Origin of the sequence: Streptomyces sp. NPDC047081 (genome assembly GCF_040643775.1) — a bacterium.
Lineage (GTDB): Bacteria > Actinomycetota > Actinomycetes > Streptomycetales > Streptomycetaceae > Streptomyces.
Map to the genome: position 1 here is coordinate 1 of NZ_JBEYUY010000035.1, position 16414 is coordinate 16414.

General features: G+C 72.7%; 12 protein-coding genes. 5 read left to right on the top strand and 7 right to left on the bottom strand.

The features are described 5' to 3' along the window. Positions 1-264: 264 nt before the first annotated feature. The 3 genes from ABZ848_RS42055 to ABZ848_RS42065 form a co-directional block, all read right to left on the bottom strand. Entirely contained in the window at positions 265-1632 is a 1368-nt protein-coding gene (locus ABZ848_RS42055) for a phosphomannomutase/phosphoglucomutase (RefSeq protein ID WP_360840660.1), read from the bottom strand. A gap of 170 nt (positions 1633-1802) precedes the next feature. Next, positions 1803-3419 (bottom strand): L-lactate permease, encoded by a 1617-nt coding sequence (locus ABZ848_RS42060; RefSeq protein ID WP_360840766.1) that lies wholly within the window; start codon positions 3417-3419, stop codon positions 1803-1805. Between the two features lie 139 nt (positions 3420-3558). Beyond that, positions 3559-3936: a DUF3499 domain-containing protein gene (locus ABZ848_RS42065; protein WP_062154068.1), complete on the bottom strand. Its 378-nt coding sequence runs from the start codon at positions 3934-3936 to the stop codon at positions 3559-3561. Positions 3937-4279: 343 nt separating this feature from the next. Here ABZ848_RS42065 and ABZ848_RS42070 point away from each other — a divergent pair, with 343 nt between their 5' ends. Continuing rightward, a complete protein-coding gene (locus tag ABZ848_RS42070; RefSeq protein ID WP_242765903.1) occupies positions 4280-4729 on the top strand; it encodes a metallopeptidase family protein in 450 nt (149 codons plus the stop codon). A 30-nt stretch (positions 4730-4759) separates the two neighbouring features. Here the strand turns inward: ABZ848_RS42070 and ABZ848_RS42075 are convergent, their stop codons facing one another. The 3 genes from ABZ848_RS42075 to ABZ848_RS42085 all read right to left on the bottom strand — a co-directional run bounded on the left by ABZ848_RS42075 (position 4760) and on the right by ABZ848_RS42085 (position 10382). After that, on the bottom strand, positions 4760-6289 hold the full coding sequence (locus ABZ848_RS42075; protein ID WP_360840661.1) for a DUF5719 family protein: 1530 nt from the start codon (positions 6287-6289) through the stop codon (positions 4760-4762). After that, complete coding sequence (locus ABZ848_RS42080) at positions 6286-9936, bottom strand: glycosyltransferase (RefSeq protein ID WP_360840662.1); 3651 nt, start codon at positions 9934-9936, stop codon at positions 6286-6288. The genes ABZ848_RS42075 and ABZ848_RS42080 overlap by 4 nt, the downstream gene beginning before the upstream one ends. Positions 9937-10118: 182 nt before the next feature. Next, positions 10119-10382, bottom strand: a complete 264-nt coding sequence (locus ABZ848_RS42085) for a WhiB family transcriptional regulator (RefSeq protein ID WP_003975777.1) — start codon at positions 10380-10382, stop codon at positions 10119-10121. Between the two features lie 576 nt (positions 10383-10958). On the opposite strand from ABZ848_RS42085, the gene ABZ848_RS42090 reads away from it, so the two are divergent. From ABZ848_RS42090 to ABZ848_RS42105, 4 genes are all read left to right on the top strand, one after another. After that, the gene (locus ABZ848_RS42090; RefSeq protein ID WP_360840664.1) at positions 10959-11471 is read left to right on the top strand and encodes a cysteine dioxygenase family protein; all 513 of its coding nucleotides are present in this window, start codon (positions 10959-10961) and stop codon (positions 11469-11471) included. Positions 11472-11505: 34 nt separating this feature from the next. Then, positions 11506-12465 carry a 2-phospho-L-lactate transferase gene (gene cofD / locus ABZ848_RS42095; protein ID WP_360840665.1) on the top strand — a complete coding sequence of 320 codons (960 nt, stop codon included), beginning with the start codon at positions 11506-11508 and terminating at the stop codon, positions 12463-12465. Then, positions 12462-13799, top strand: a complete 1338-nt coding sequence (locus ABZ848_RS42100) for a coenzyme F420-0:L-glutamate ligase (protein ID WP_360840667.1) — start codon at positions 12462-12464, stop codon at positions 13797-13799. The genes cofD and ABZ848_RS42100 overlap by 4 nt, the downstream gene beginning before the upstream one ends. Before the next feature lie 79 nt (positions 13800-13878). Next, a complete protein-coding gene (locus ABZ848_RS42105; RefSeq protein WP_360840668.1) occupies positions 13879-14883 on the top strand; it encodes a DNA-3-methyladenine glycosylase 2 family protein in 1005 nt (334 codons plus the stop codon). Positions 14884-15306: 423 nt separating this feature from the next. Here the strand turns inward: ABZ848_RS42105 and ABZ848_RS42110 are convergent, their stop codons facing one another. Continuing rightward, positions 15307-16389: an NDP-sugar synthase gene (locus ABZ848_RS42110; protein ID WP_360840670.1), complete on the bottom strand. Its 1083-nt coding sequence runs from the start codon at positions 16387-16389 to the stop codon at positions 15307-15309. Between the last annotated feature and the right edge of the window lie 25 nt (positions 16390-16414).

Genomic DNA, 16414 nt, shown 5'->3' on the forward strand with positions numbered 1-16414 from the left:
TGGACCCCCGTCGGCCTGAACGGCCTCGTCCTCAAACGCCGGACGGGCTGAAATTGCCGGGCGGGGTCGAGAAGGCGCCGGCGCCTGCGGGTGGGTGGGTGTTGCGGGTGGGTGGGGGGTTCGGGATGGCGAAGATCGGCCTCGAACGCTGGACGGGCTGGCAGTGTCCAGCCTCATCGGGGAAACGGCCTCGCGCGCAGTTCCCACCCCGACCCGCACAGCCCACGCCCCGACCCACGCAGCTCCCACCCCGACCCGCGCCGCTCACCCCCTGATGATCGCCAGCACCTCGTCCCGCACCTTCGTCATCGTCGCCTCGTCCCGCGCCTCCGTGTTCAGGCGCAGCAGCGGCTCCGTGTTGGAGGGGCGGACGTTGAACCACCAGTCGGTGGAGGCCACCGTGAGGCCGTCGAGGTCGTCCAGGGTTACGTCCTCGCGGTCGCCGTACGTCGATCTGATCGCCGCCAGGCGGGCCGCCTGGTCGGTGACCGTGGAGTTGATCTCGCCGGAGCCGACGTAGCGGTCGTACTCGGCGGTCAGGGCGGACAGCGGGCCGGGCTGGCCGCCGAGGGCCGCGAGGACGTGCAGGGCCGCCAGCATGCCCGTGTCGGCGTTCCAGAAGTCCTTGAAGTAGTAGTGGGCCGAGTGCTCGCCGCCGAAGATCGCGCCCGACTTCGCCATCTCGGCCTTGATGAAGGAGTGGCCGACCCGGGTGCGGACCGGGGTGCCGCCGTGCTCCTGCACGACCTCCGGGACCGTCCAGGAGGTGATCAGGTTGTGGATGATCACGCCCTTGCCGCCGTTGCGCGCCAGCTCGCGCGCGGCCACCAGGGCGGTGATCACGGACGGGGAGACCGGGTCGCCGTTCTCGTCCACGACGAAGCAGCGGTCCGCGTCGCCGTCGAAGGCGAGGCCCAGGTCGGCGCCCTCTTCGCGGACCCGCTTCTGCAGGTCCACGATGTTCGCCGGGTCCAGCGGGTTCGCCTCGTGGTTCGGGAACGTGCCGTCCAGCTCGAAGTACATCGGCACGAGGGTCAGGGGCAGGCCCTCGAACACCGTGGGGACGGTGTGGCCGCCCATGCCGTTACCCGCGTCGACCACGACCTTCAGGGGGCGGATGGAGGTCAGGTCCACGAGCGAGCGCAGATGAGCCGCGTAGTCCGACAACGTCTCGCGCGAGGTCAGGGTTCCCGGCTCCGCGGCCGGTTCCGGAGCGCCCGACTCCAGCCACTGCTCGGCGAGTTCGCGGATCTGCGCCAGGCCGGTGTCCTGGCCGACCGGCGCCGCGCCCGCCCGGCACATCTTGATGCCGTTGTACTGCGCCGGGTTGTGCGAGGCCGTGAACATCGCGCCCGGCAGGTCCAGCGCGCCGGAGGCGTAGTACAGCTGGTCGGTCGAGCACAGGCCGATCTCGGTGACGTCGGCGCCCTGGGCCGCCGCCCCGCGCGCGAAGGCTCGCGACAGACCGGGCGAGGAGGGCCGCATGTCGTGGCCGGTCACGATCGCGTCCGCGCCGGTGACCCGCACGAAGGCCGCGCCGAAGAGCTCGGCCAGCGGCTCGTCCCACTGGTCCGGAACCACTCCGCGCACGTCGTACGCCTTCACGAGCTGCGACAGATCAGCCACGGCCAACCCTCCTGAAGTCCTATCGGTCGCCCCAAACTACCCGTACCGGATGGACGAGCACCGGGCGGACTCCAAGTGGACTCCGAGCCGTAACCTGTGAGGTCAGAGCTGCGTAAGGCCGAGTAAGAAAGCCGCCGAGTGGCTTCCGGGCGTCCGCGGGCACCAGCATCCGCTCCCTAGGGCAGCATCCAGCCCAGCACCGGGGAGCTCTGGCCCACCACGATCAGGCACATCACCAGGAGCAGCCCCAGGCTCCACGGCAGCACCTTGCGCAGCAGGTCCCCCTCGCGGCCCGCCAGCCCGACGGCCGCGCACGCGATGGTGAGATTCTGCGGCGAGATCATCTTGCCGAGCACACCGCCCGAGCTGTTGGCGGCGGCCAGGAGTTCCGGCGACAGCCCCGACTCGTGGGCCGCGCTGACCTGAAGGGCGCCGAAGAGCGCGTTGGCCGAGGTGTCCGAGCCGGAGACGGCGACCCCGAACCAGCCGAGGACGGGCGACAGGAACGCCAGCCCGGCGCCCGCCGCCGCCACGAAGTGGCCGATCGTCGCCGCCTGTCCGGAAAGGTTCATGACATACGCGAGGGCGAGGACGGACGTCACGGTCAGGATCGCGAACCGCAGTTCGTGCACGGTCGCGAGCCACTCCTTGGCCGCCACGCGCGCGTGCACGCCGAGCACGACGGCCGTGCACACCCCGGCGATCAGCACGAGCGTGCCGCCGGTCGACACGACCGGCCAGGTGAAGACGTTCCCGCCGACCGGCTTCCCGTCCGGCCCCGCGACGTCCAGGAAGGGCCAGTCGTACGTCTGCGTCGCGCCCGCCAGCCAGTCCTTGACCGCCGGGATCTGCGCGATCGAGAAGATCGCGACGATGAGGACGTACGGGGCGTAGGCGCGCAGGACTTCGCGGCGCGGGTCGGCCTCGTCGAGTTCCTCGCTGCGCACGCCGGTCAGCACGGACGCGCGTACCGACTCGGTCGCGGGCACACGCGCGTGCGGTACGGCGACCAGGGCGCCCGCGCCCGCCAAGGAGGCGGCGATGTCGGCGAGTTGCGCGGAGACGTAGTTGGAGGCGGCGAACTGGGCGACGGCGAAGGCGACTCCGCACACCAGGGCGGGCACCCAGGTGTCGCGCAGCCCGCGCCGGCCGTCCACCAGGCCGACCAGGAGCAGCGGCACCACCAGGGCGAGCAGCGGTGTCTGACGGCCCACCACGGAGGCCACGTCGTCCAGCGGCAGCCCCGTCACCTGGGCGAGCGTCACCACCGGTGTGCCCATGGCGCCGAAGGCGACCGGCGCGGTGTTGGCGACCAGGGAGACCACGGCCGCCTTCACTGGGTCGAAGCCGAGGGCGACGAGCATGACCGAGCAGATCGCGACCGGCGCGCCGAAGCCGGCGAGGGCCTCCAGGAGCGCGCCGAAGCAGAAGGCGACCACGAGTGCCTGGATGCGCGGGTCGTCGGACAGGCGCCCGAAGGAGCGGCGCAGGATGTCGAAGTGCCGGGTGCGGACGGTCATCCGGTACACCCACAGGGCGTTGACGACGATCCACAGGATGGGGAAGAGCCCGAACACGGCCCCCTGAGCGGCGCTGGAGGCCGTCTGGCCGAGCGGCATGCCGTACGCGAGCCAGGCGACCAGTACGGCCGCCAGAAGGCCTGTCAGGCCCGCGAGATGGGCTTTGAGGCGGACGCCGCCGAGCAGGATCAGGACGATCACCAGAGGCAGCGCGGCGACGAGGGCGGACAGGCCGAGCGAGTCGGCGACGGGTTCCAGTTGCTGGACGTACACGGGCGCCTCCCCGGATTCCGGCATGCGGAAAGCGATTTCCCGCCGGTTACGGAATGGTCGTGTCCGCGACAAGGGTGCGTCAATGGGTGTGCGTCACTGGGTGAAACGAGGGGAGCGGGCAACAGGGAGGCGGACGGCCTCAGTTGTCAGGCGAGCGCAGTACCCGCAGATGACCCCGCCTCGCGACCTCCATCGGGTCCGCCGCGCGCGCCCCGCCACCGCCGGCCCCGGCCGCGCGCTCCTGCGGACGGGCCGCCTCGCGCACCGCGTTGGCAAGCGCTTCCAGGTCGTCGCCGCTCGGGCGGGCCGGAGCGGAGCCGTCGAGGAGCCGGACGACCTCCCAGCCGCGCGGGGCGGTGAGGCGCTCGGAGTGCTCGGCGCACAGGTCGTAGCAGTGGGGTTCGGCGTAGGTGGCGAGCGGGCCGAGGACCGCGGTCGAGTCGGCGTAGACGTACGTCAGCGTCGCGACGGCGGGGCGGCCGCAAGCGGTGCGCGAACAGCGACGTACAGGGCTCACGACGTTGGACGGTACCGCACTCTTGAGCGGGCCGCGACGACTCTCCCCCAGGTCACTCCACCGTGTCGTGCTGTGAATCACCCCACACACCCCTCCCGGCCCACCTTCCTGACCTGCACGGACGCGCGTTCACAGGCCGCCCGACAGTCCCGCCTCCGATCAACACTCCGTACAAACACCGTCATTTGCCTCGACGTCGGCGGTCTCGGAGAGATACGGAAACGAGCCCAACCTTGGCTGGAATGGTCATCCTGCGACATGCCGTGCCGGGCGGCCGGCCGGTGTCCGGAGTGCCGCGTGGGGCCGGGCGGCAGGTCCCGGCGGGGACTACGCTTCACCAGTGATGGACAACCCCGTACCGCCCCGTGCCGCCGGCCCCGGGCCCCGCCGCCGCGACCGCCATGGCCGGGGCATGCGCGGCCCGATCGCGCCGCCCCAGGTGCCGCTCGCCGCGAGCCGTGCCGACGCGTTCGCGGACCTGGTGCAGGACTCCGTGGAGCGCCTGGAGCGACGCTGGCCGCAGCTCGCCGACATCGATTTCCTCGTCCTGGAGGTGCCGCGCCTGGACGGCCCCGGCCAGGCGTGGAACGACGAGGCGGTCCCCCTGGGCGGCACGATTCCCTCCCGCGAGGGACGCCGGGCCCGCGTCGTCGTCTACCGGCGGCCGGTGGAGATCCGCACCAAGGGACGCGACGAGCGCGCGGCGCTGGTGCACGAGGTCGTCGTCGAGCAGGTCGCCGAGATCCTGGGCCTGACCCCGGAGACCGTCGACCCGCGGTACGGCGAGGACTGAGCCCCGCCGCCCCGGCACCGCTCGCTTCCGCTACTTCTGCAGCACGGACAGGTCCTGGTCCGCCTGCGGTACGGCCACCATCCCCCGGTCGTCCGGGAGCGTCTGGACGGTGAAGCCCGGGACGCCCTCCTCGGTCGCCGCGAGCGTGCGGGCCGCGTAGACCGGGCCGCCGGAGAGCGGCTCCACCGTCAGGGCGTAGGTGCCCTTGAGGCCGCTCGGGACCGGGGCGTCGATGTCCTGGGTGGTGCCCGCCTTGATCGTGTACGTCTTCGAGACCGCCGTACCGCCCTCGCTGCCCGCCGAGGCGGTGACCTTCACCCGGGCGGTGCGGGTCGGGGCGGCCAGCGAGAGGGTGGAGCCCTTGCCGCTGTTGTCGGCGGACGTCGCGCGCGTGCCGACCGGACTGGTGGCCGGGATGAACGCCGTCTCCTGCTTGGCGCCCTTGCCGCGCACGACCCGCAGCGCGGCCACGACCGGAACCGAGTCGTCGGTGGGCGTCAGGACCAGGGAACCCGCTTCCCCGCGCGTGACCGCGCCGAGGTCGACGGCGGTCGTCATGCCGGCCTTCACGTGCAGCGTCTCGTTCCCCGCGGGCGTGATCAGCCCGGACGGGGAGGCGAGCCGCACCTTCAGGTCGGCGTCCGCGTCACCCGGCGTGAAGGCGATCAGCCGTACCGAGGTGGCGTCCTTGGGGATGCCGGGCAGTACGAGGCTGCCCTGCGGGTCGGTGGAGGCGGCCAGCCAGTCGCCGCCCGCCTTGTCGTCCAGTGCCTGCACGGCGGCGCCCACGCGCCCGCTGCGCACGTTCACGTGCACGGTGAGGTCGGTCTGCTTCTCGTCGGTGAGCGTGGACAGCAGGACCGGGTCGCTGGAGTGCGGCGCGACCGTGATGCCCTCCCCCACCTCGGACTTGAGGGCGCCGTCCTTGCCGTAGAGCTCGATGTCGACGACGGCGGCGGAGTCGTCGGGGTTGGTCAGGTGCACGTAGTCGGTGCGGCCGCTGTCCGTGCTGGCGCCCGGGAACCAGAACTCCGTGTCCGGAGCGGTGCAGTTGACTCCCTGCAGACCGCGCCCGGTGCCGGCCGCGACCTCTGTGGTCTCCTGCACCGACCAGCCCGGCGCGAACTTGCCCTCGGCGGTGCCGACCAGCGCGGGCGTCTCGGAACCGGAGGCGTCACCGGTGACCGGCGTGCCGGGCTCCTTGGGCGTGAGGACCGGCTTGGCGGCGGTCTTCTTGCCCTTGCCCTTCGCGTCCTTGCTCTTCTTGTCGCCGGTGTCGTCGCCGGTCGTGTCGTCCGACTGCGCGGTGGCGGCCTGCAGTTCGGCCTTGCCGTCGCTTCCCGTGCCCTTGGTGACGGGCGTGAAGGACGTGTACGACGTCTCCGCGAGGTCGGAGGTGCTCGGCTGGGGGCACAGCAGCGAGGTGCGCTCCACGGGCAGTTCGGCGGCCGCCCTGGCGGTGTCCGCGCCGGAGGCGCCCGGCGCGGTGAGCGAGGCGACCCCGGTGATGGCGGCGAGCGCGGCCGTGCCGGCGATCAGGGACAGGGTGGTGCGGTTCACTGCTGACTCCCGTCGGGGCGCTCAGGGGCGTGCGGGTGCTGCTGCGCCGGGTCGTACGCGGGGTCGTAACCCTGCTGCTGGTACGACGGGTCGTACGCGCCTTGGTCGTACGTCCCCTGAGCCGTGCCGCCGTAGGCGTACGGGTCGTACTGGCCGCCCTGGTAGGGGTCCGCCTGGTAGGTCTGGTCGTACGCGCCTGCCGGGTACTGCTGCTGGGCGCCCTGGTACTGGTTGCCGTACGCGTCGTACTGAGCGCCCGCGTAACTCGCCTGGTCCCACTCGCCGTACGCCTGCTGCTGCGGGATCGCGACGGGTGTCTCCTCCTGCGGAGGAGACGGGAACTCCTCGCTCTGGTCGGTCTCTTCGGCCTCCGCCTGGGCGCGCAGGCGGCGGGCGCGGCGGCCCTCGCCGGCCACGGCCTGGGCGGGGACGGACGGCTCCTCGGGGAGGTCGTCGTCGACGTCGCGGCGGCGGCCGGGCAGGGCCAGGACGACGAGGACCAGGGCGAGGGAGCCCTGTGCCCACAGCCAGGCGGTGTGGGTGATCGGGTCGTCGAAGGTGACGTCCAGCTTGCCGCCGGAGGCGGGGAGTTCGAAGCCCTGGGCCCAGCCGTCGACCGTGGTGCGGGTGAGCGGCCTGCCGTCCAGGGCGGCCGTCCAGCCCTCGGCGGCGGTGTCGGCCAGGCGCAGGACGCGGCCGTCGGCGCCGGCGGGGACGGTGGTGTGGATCTCGACCGGGCCGGCGGCGACCGGCTGCGGGGTGCCGGAGCCGGACGCGCTGACGATGGTGGCCCGCGCGACCTCCTGGTCGACCCGCCACAGCGCGCCGCCGGCCTGCTGGCTGAGCCGGCTCAGACCGGGCGTGGCGTCCAGCACGCGCGTTACCTCGCGGGGCGCGCCCTTGTGGACGAGGACGTAGCGCACCGCGAACTTGCCGAGCTGGTCGGCCTGGTCGGCGCCGGATCCCGCCACCAGGTTGGCGACGACCTTGTCGAGCTTGGCGTTCTCCCCGTCGGCCGCGGCGGTCTCGGCGTCGCCGAGGCGGGCGCCGGAGCCGCGGACCAGGGTGTAGCCGACGCGGGCCGTGGAGTCGCTGTCCAGGACGAGGGTGCGGGCCTGGTCGCGGCTGCCGCTCTCCTCGGCGACGAACGCGGGCACCTGCGTGGGGTCGCGCCGCTCCACCGGGCCGTCGGCGCCGCGGGCCATCCAGCCGACGGCGATCACCAGCGGGCCGAGGACGGAGGCGAGGGCGATCAGCGCGGCCACCGGCTGCCGCCAGCCGAAGCTCTGCTCGGCCACACGCGCGCGTGCGCCGTCGGCGCCGAGGGCGGCTGCGGACAGAAGGGCGACGCCGTAGACGAGGGTGGCGGGTCCGGCCCAGGTCGAGCCGTTGGACAGGACCGCGAAGACCAGGCCCACCAGGGCGATCGCCCAGGCCGTCCAGATCCCGGACTGACGCTCCGAGCGCATCAGGGCGGCCAGCGCCGCCAGCACGATGCCGATCAGCATCAGCCCGCTCACCGTGCCCGGCCCGCCCGGGCTGATGCCGAGCAGGTCGAGGGCGGAGGCGGCCGAGGAGCCGTACTCCAGGCCGGCCTGCTGGAAGAAGCCGAACGGGAGCAGCGTCAGCGACCAGGGCGCGAGCACCAGCAGGGGCGTGCCGAGCTGGGCCAGGAAGCGCAGGCCGTATGCCGTGATCGCGGCGCGGCGCAGCGCGAGCACCGCGATGCCGAGGACCAGCGCGATGGGCCACACGATCGGCGTGAAGGCGGTGGTGATGGTCAGCAGCAGCGCGTACGCCCAGGTGGCGCGCCAACTGCCGGGTGTGCCCGAGCTGTTCGCGAGGCCGCTCGCGGCGACGCCCGCGCGGGCGATGAGCGGCAGCAGCACGGCCAGTACGGCGGTGCCGATGCGGCCACCGGCGAGGGCACCGGTGGCGGCGGGCAGGAAGGCGTAGACGACGGCCGCCCAGGCGCGCAGCAGGCGCGACTCGACGAGCGGGCGGGAGGCGAAGTACGCGGTGAAGCCGGCCAGTGGCACCGAGCACACCAGCAGGACGGTGACGGCGAGCCCGGTCGAGCCGAACAGCACGGAGGCGAGCATCGCCACGATCGCCAGGTACGGCGGCGCGGCCGGGGTGCCGCCGGCGCCGACCGCGTGCCAGGAGTCGAGGTAGCGCGACCACAGCTCACTGGAGTCGGCGGGCGCGGGCAGCAGGGAGCCGCCCGCGAGCGCGCCGCCGCCGAGCAGGTCGCGGCAGGCCACCAGGGAGACGAACAGCAGCACCAGGAAGAGCATCGGGCCGGGCTTGCGGGCGATGCGCTTGAGGCGGGCGAACTGCTCGATCTCCAGGAAGTCGGCGTCGTCCCCGCCGGGCCCGGACTCGACCGCGCCGCCGTGCCGTCCGGCACCGCCGGCGGCCTCGGCGTCGTCGCCGCCGAAGAAGTTGCCCGCGACCTGTTCGACGGTGGCCCGCACGGTCGCGCCGGGCGGCGGGAACAGCGCGCGCAGCTCGCCCTTGTCGATCTGCGGCACCCCGCGCCTGCGCCGGCCCGCGATGATCCGCTCGGGCCGCAGCAGCGTGCCCAGCAGGCCGCGGATCTCGTCGACGGCCTGCCCGGGGACCTTGCCGACGAGATAGGCGACCGTGCGCAGCAGGGTGCCGAGCACCAGGCGCAGCAGCACCCAGGGCAGCGCGGCCGTGCGCATGTTGACCAGGAGGGTGTAGACGGCGCCCGCCTTGTCGACCATGTGCGGGGAGGCGGCGCTGCGGCCCACGCAGTCGACGGTGCGGCGCTCGCGGGAGGCGGCCTCGGCATGCCGTACGACCGCCTCGGGGGCGATCAGGACGCGGTGGCCGGCGGTGGTGGCGCGCCAGCACAGGTCGACGTCGTCCCGCATCAGGGGCAGCCGCTTGTCGAAGCCGCCCAGCTGCTCGAAGACGTCGCGCCGGATCAGCATGCCGGCGGTGGACACCGACAGCACCGAGCGCACGTGGTCGTGCTGGCCCTGGTCCTGCTCGCGGCGGTCCAGGCCGGTCCAGCGGCGGCCGGAGTTGGCGATGGTGACGCCGACCTCCAGCAGCTGCCGCCTGTCGTACCAGCCGCGCAGCTTGGGTCCTACGACGGCCACGTCGTCGCGGCCCAGCTCCAGCTCGTTCTCCACGACGCGCAGCAGCTGGGCCAGGGCGTCGGGTTCGGGGGCGCAGTCGTCGTGCAGCAGCCACAGCCACTGGACCGGTTCGCCGTGCGGGAGCTCCGGCATGTCGTAGGCGTCGTCGCGCCACGTGCGCGTGACCGGGTCCCAGCCGCTGGGGCGCTTCAGGTACGGCAGCTCGTCCGGGGTCAGCAGGGGCGCGGTCCGGGCCGCCTCCTCGACGGCCTGGCCGAAGCCGGTGCGCCGGGCGAGGTGCAGTACGCGGTCGGCGCCGAGCGCCTCGGTCACCAGCCGGGCGGAGTCGTCCGCGCTGCCGGTGTCGGCGGCCATGGCGAACTGGACGGGGCGCTCCTGGCCGAGCAGCCCGGCGAGCGCGTCGGGCAGCCAGCGGGCGCCGTCGTGGGAGACGACGACCGCGGTCACCACGTGACGCGGGAACTCTGGTGTGGCAGCGAGGTCTTGCTGGGCTGCCGTGTGGCTGTGCACGGACATCGAGGTACGGGCCCCGGTTCGATGGACTGCGGTGGACGTCTGTGCCGCCTGGGGGCAGCGAGGCGTCTCGGACGAGCGACCACACTATCGGCTGGGCATGACGGCGGCCCGCCGCCTGTGGATAACCCACCGGCGACGGGCCGTTCGAACAGTTCCCGGGTGTGCGTGTCCTCGGCGTGTCCTCAGACCGCGGCCTTCTTCAGCCTGCGTCGTTCCCGTTCGGACAGGCCGCCCCAGATGCCGAAGCGTTCGTCGTTGGCGAGGGCGTACTCGAGGCACTCGGAGCGGACTTCACAGGCGAGGCAGACCTTCTTCGCCTCGCGGGTGGAACCGCCCTTCTCGGGGAAGAAGGACTCGGGGTCGGTCTGGGCGCACAGCGCGCGCTCCTGCCAGCCGAGTTCCTCGTCCGCGTCGTCGACCAGCAGTTGCTGCACCAGCTCGGTCATGTGCGCCCCTCGTCTGTCTTTCGCGTCCCCGTGATGTAGCCGTTACCGATTCCGGCTGAACGACACGAGTGAAATTACAAGTGTGCTGCTCCGGGCGAGTCAAGCCGAGATCTGCTATTGGGCCCCTTATTCACTCTGCGGAACCAAGGCCTAGCGGAAAGTGTTCAAATCGGCATAAACCTTGACATGCAGACAGGGCCCGGAAGGGGCCTCCAGCCCCGCGCAGAGCCTGTAGTGGGAAGGACGCCCAGACGTTCGATCCCGTTCCACAGGAGGCCTGTGCGCCCGGTTGTGCGCCATGTGTCCCGGTCGACGAGTGAACAAACCTTTCAGCTCCGCTATGTACCGGATGAGGTGAAACCCGTCCCACATACCGGGTGTCGAGTTGACAGTGGAGGTGTGAGCCGCTGTCCTTGTGGGCATGCTCGCGAACTTGGCACTCACCTCGACCCGCACCGCCGGGTCCCACGGTGCTGCCCGCGCTCGCTGTAGCTGTCGCTGTTGCAGCTGTTGAGCTCTGTCCGCTCCAGCTTTCCGTTCCCTCTGACCTTCTTCACTGAGGAACCACCGCACTCCATGAACAGCGACAGCGACCTCCAGATCGCCGGCGACATCCTCGAAGTCCCGCACCTGCTCCAGCCCCCGCGCGAGCACCCCGCCACCGTGGCCGAGTTCGTGGGCCTGGCCCGCTCCATCGCCGCGGACCGCTCCCAGTGGGAGCACCTCGTGCGGTACGACGCGACCACCCGCTGGTACCACCGGCTGCGCACCGGCCCCGGCTACGAGGTGTGGCTGCTGTCCTGGGTGCCCGGGCAGGGCAGCGGGCTGCACGACCACGGCCCCTCCTCCGGCGTGCTGACCGTCCTGGAGGGCACGCTGACCGAGCGGACCGAGCGGGGCACGCGCGCGTTGGGCGAGGGTGCGCAGCGGGTCTTCGCGCCGGGTTACGTCCACGAGGTCGTCAACGACGCCCTGGAACCCGCCGTCAGCCTGCACGTCTACTACCCCGGCCTGACCGAGATGCCCATGCACTCCGCGTGCACCGCGGCCCCCGCCACCCACGACGAGGTGGACGCCGTAACCGCATGACGCATTGTCCGACCCTCCTGCAAGACTGGCTTCCATGCGAATCGTGGTTCTGGCAGGCGGCATCGGTGGTGCCAGGTTCCTGCGCGGTCTGAAGCAGGCCGCGCCGGACGCGGACGTCACCGTCATCGGCAACACCGGGGACGACATCCACCTCTTCGGACTGAAGGTCTGCCCGGACCTCGACACGGTGATGTACACGCTCGGCGGCGGCATCAACGAGGAGCAGGGCTGGGGGCGGGCCGACGAGACCTTCCATCTCAAGGAGGAGCTCGCCGCGTACGGCGTGGGGCCGGAGTGGTTCGGACTGGGCGACCGCGACTTCGCCACACACATCGTGCGCACGCAGATGATCGGCGCCGGATATCCGCTCAGCGCGGTGACCGAGGCGCTGTGCGACCGGTGGAAGCCGGGGGTGCGGCTGATCCCGATGACCGACGACCGGGTCGAGACGCATGTGGCCGTGGAGGTCGACGGCGAGCGCAAGGCGGTGCACTTCCAGGAGTACTGGGTACGGCTGCGGGCGTCCGTGCCGGCCCACGCGGTCGTGCCCGTCGGGGCCGAGCAGGCGAAGCCGGCGCCCGGCGTGCTGGAGGCCATCGCGGAGGCGGACGTCGTCCTCTTCCCGCCGTCGAACCCGGTGGTGTCCGTCGGGACGATCCTCGCGGTGCCCGGCATCCGCGAGGCGATCGCCGAGGCCGGCGTGCCGGTCGTCGGCCTCTCCCCCATCGTCGGGGACGCGCCCGTGCGCGGGATGGCCGACAAGGTGCTGGCCGCGGTGGGCGTGGAGTCGACGGCCGCGGCGGTCGCCGAGCACTACGGCTCGGGGCTGCTGGACGGCTGGCTCGTCGACACCGTGGACGCGGGCGCCGTGGAGCGCGTCGAGGCGGCCGGGATCCGCTGCCGGGCGGTGCCGCTGATGATGACCGACCTGGACGCGACCGCGCGGATGGCGCGCGAGGCGCTGGCGCTGGCGGAGGAGGTGCGGGCGGTTTGAGCGGAACGACTGCGGGAGGAGACTCCGGGACACTGCCTGCCGGCGGTTACCGGGTCTGGGCCGTCGACGGGCTGCCCGAGGTGCAGCGCGGGGACGACCTCGCCAAGTTGATCGCCGCCGCCGAGCCGGGGCTGATCGACGGGGACGTGCTGCTCGTCACCTCGAAGATCGTGTCCAAGGCGGAGGGCAGGGTCGTCGCGGCCGGCGACCGGGAGGCGGCGATCGACGCCGAGACCGTGCGGGTCGTGGCGCGGCGCGGGCCGCTGCGGATCGTCGAGAACCGGCAGGGGCTCGTCATGGCCGCGGCCGGGGTCGACGCCTCCAACACCCCCGTCGGCACCGTGCTGTTGCTGCCCGAGGACCCGGACGCCTCCGCGCGCGCGATCCGCGCCGGACTGCGCGACGCCCTCGGCGTCCAGGTCGGCGTCGTGGTGACCGACACCTTCGGACGGCCCTGGCGCGCGGGGCTCACGGACGTCGCGATCGGCGCCGCCGGGGTGCGGGTGCTGGACGATCTGCGCGGGGGCACGGACGCGTACGGCAATCCGCTCAGCGCGACGGTCGTTGCGACGGCCGACGAACTGGCCGCCGCCGGTGACCTGGTCAAGGGCAAGGCGGCCGGGCGGCCCGTCGCCGTCGTACGCGGGCTGCCGCATGTGGTGGCCGAGGATGACGGGGAGGGGGCGCGGGCCATGGTGCGCGGCGCGCGCGACGACATGTTCCGGCTGGGCACGTCCGAGGCGGTACGGGAGGCGGTGGCCCAGCGTCGTACGGTACGGGCCTTCACCGACGAACCCGTCGACCCCGGGGCGGTGCGGCGGGCGGTGGCGCTGGCGGTCACCGCGCCGGCGCCGCACCACACCACGCCGTGGCGGTTCGTGCTGCTGGAGTCGGAGGAGTCGCGGGGGCGGCTGCTGGACGCCATGCGGGACGCGTGGATCGCGGATCTGCGGCGGGACGGGAAGACCGAGGAGTCCATCGCGAAGCGGGTGCGGCGCGGGGACGTACTGCGGAACGCGCCGTATCTGGTGGTGCCCTGTCTGGTGATGGACGGGTCGCACACGTACGGGGACGCGCGGCGGGACGGGGCCGAGCGGGAGATGTTCGTGGTCGCCGCGGGGGCCGGCGTGCAGAACTTCCTGGTCGCGCTGGCCGGGGAGCGGCTGGGGTCGGCCTGGGTGTCGTCGACGATGTTCTGCCGGGACGTCGTACGGGAGGTGCTGGGGCTGCCGGAGGAATGGGATCCGATGGGGGCGGTGGCGGTCGGGCATCCGGCGGAGGAGCCTCGGGAGCGACCCGAGCGGGACTCGGGGAGTTTTATCGAGGTGCGCTGACGTACGCGCGCGTACGCCTACTCTCATAGGGCTCCTTTCAGGGCTCCTTTCGGGACTCGTGACTCCGGGACTTCATTCGTTGGCAGGACGATTCGCTCCGCGGCCCACTCGTACGACCGTGCGTGGTGGGCATGTCGTCGTGCCGCCGGGGATACCTCGGCAGGCTGCCGCGCCCGGGCGGGTGCGGACGGTGGTGCCGGAGGGGCCGCTCGATCTGGGGCTGGTGCTGGGGCCGCTTCGGCGGGGGCCCGGCGATCCGACGTTCCGGGCGATGCCGGACGGGTCCGTGTGGCGGGCGAGTCTGACGCCGGGCGGGCCGGGGACCCTGCGGGTGTCGGTGAGCGGGGGCGCGGTGCGCGGGGAGGCGTGGGGGCCCGGGGGCGAGTGGCTGCTGGAGCAGTTGCCGGAGCTGCTCGGCGGGGCAGACGATCCGGCGGCGTTCGTGCCGCGGCATCGGGTCGTGGCCATGGCCCGGCATCGGCGGCCGGGGTTGCGGCTGACGCGGACCGGGCTGGTGCTGGAGTCGTTGATTCCGTCGGTGCTGGAGCAGAAGGTGACGACCGACGAGGCGTATCGGGCCTGGCGGTTGCTGGTACGGAAGTACGGGGAGCCAGCGCCGGGGCCTGCGGCGGGCGGGCGGCTGTGGGTGATGCCGGGGCCGCGGACGTGGGCGTTGATCCCGTCATGGGAGTGGCATCGGGCCGGGGTGGACAACAAGCGGGCGTCGACGATTCTGCGGGCGGTGCGGGTGGCGCGGCGGCTGGAGGAGGCCGTGGGGATGACGCCGGAGGCTGCGCAGGCTCGGCTGGAGGTTGTGCCGGGGATCGGGCCGTGGACTTCGGCGGAGGTTGTGCAGCGGAGTCATGGGGCGGCGGATGCGGTGACGGTGGGGGACCTGCATCTGCCGGGGATCGTGGGGTTCGCGCTGGCGGGGGATCGGGACGCGGACGACTCGGTGATGCTGGAGTTGCTGGAGCCGTATGCGGGGCAGCGGCATCGGGCGGCTCGGTTGATTCTGCTGAGTGGGAGGACGCCGGGGCGGCGGGCGCCGCGGATGCCGCGGGGGGATATCGGCCGGTTGTGATGTGCCGGGTGTCGTGGGTGCCGTCGAGGTTTCTCGCCCCCGCCGCCCTTACCCGTCCCATCCCCAGGGGCTTCGCCCCTTCGACCCCACCAGGGGGCTCCGCCCCCTGGACCCCCGTCGGCCTGAACGGCCTCGTCCTCAAACGCCGGACGGGCTGAAATTCGCCGGGCGGGGTCGAGAAGGCGCCGGCGCCTGCGGGTGGGCGGGGGGTGCGGGTGGGTGGGGGGTTGCGGGTGGGTGGGGGGTTCGGGATGGCGAAGATCGGCCTCCAACTCCGGACGGGGTGAGATTGCCGGCCGGGGCCGAGAAGGCACCGCCCCTCTGCGATCGCCTCCTCTGCGGGTGGGGGTTCGGGTCGGCCAGGACCGGCCTCGGACGCCGGACGGGGTGGGATTTCCGTCCGGTGTCTCGGAGTCGTCGCCTCTACTGGTCCGATGAGAAGCGGACCGCGCCCGCCGGGATTCTCGCGTCGCACCACACCCGCATGCCGTCCCGGAGTTCGTTGTCGGGGCCGATCACCGCGCCGTCGCCGATGACCGTGCCGGTGAGGATGGAGCGTTCGCCTACGCGGGCCCTCGTGCCGATCAGGGAGTCCGTGATGACCGCGCCCGGTTCGATGACCGCGCCGGGGAGGATCGTCGAGCCGAAGACGCGCGCGCCCTCTGCCACGAACGCGCCCTCGCCCACCACCGTGCCGCCCGTCAGCTTCGCGTCGGGGGCCACCGTGGCCGTGGGGAGGATCAGGCGGTCGCCGCAGCGGCCGGGGATCGCGGGGGACGGGGCGCGGCCCAGGACCAGGTCGGCCGAGCCTCGGACGAAGGCCGCGGGGGTGCCCAGGTCCAGCCAGTACGTGGAGTCGACCATGCCCTGGAGGTGGGCCCCGGCGGAGAGGAGGTCCGGGAAGGTCTCACGCTCCACCGACACCGGGCGGCCCGCCGGGATCGTGTCGATCACCGAGCGGCGGAAGACGTACGCCCCCGCGTTGATCTGGTCGGTGACGATCTCCTCGGGGGTTTGGGGCTTCTCCAGGAAGGCCAGGACTCGGCCCGTGTCGTCCGTGGGGACGAGGCCGTAGGCGCGGGGGTCCGTGACCTTCGTGAGGTGGAGGGAGACATCCGCGCCCGTGGACTCGTGGGTGTCCACCAAGGCCCTGATGTTCAGGCCCGTCAGGATGTCGCCGTTGAAGATCAGGACCGGGTCGTCGGGGGCCGAGTGCAGACGGGACGCCACGTTGCGGATGGCTCCGCCCGTGCCGAGGGGTTCCTCCTCCGTCACGTACTCGATCTGCAGGCCCAGCGACGAGCCGTCGCCGAAGTACGGTTCGAAGATCTCTGCGAGGTAGGAGGTGGCCAGCACGATGTGGTCCACCCCCGCGGCTCTCGCTCTGGCCAGTTGGTGTGTGAGGAAGGGGACCCCGGCCGCCCGGACCATGGGCTTCGGCGTGTGCACCGTGAGCGGACGCAGCCTTGTGCCCTTGCCGCCGACCAGGAGGATCGCTTCTGTCACCTGTCGTCTCTGCTTCCTGCCGGGA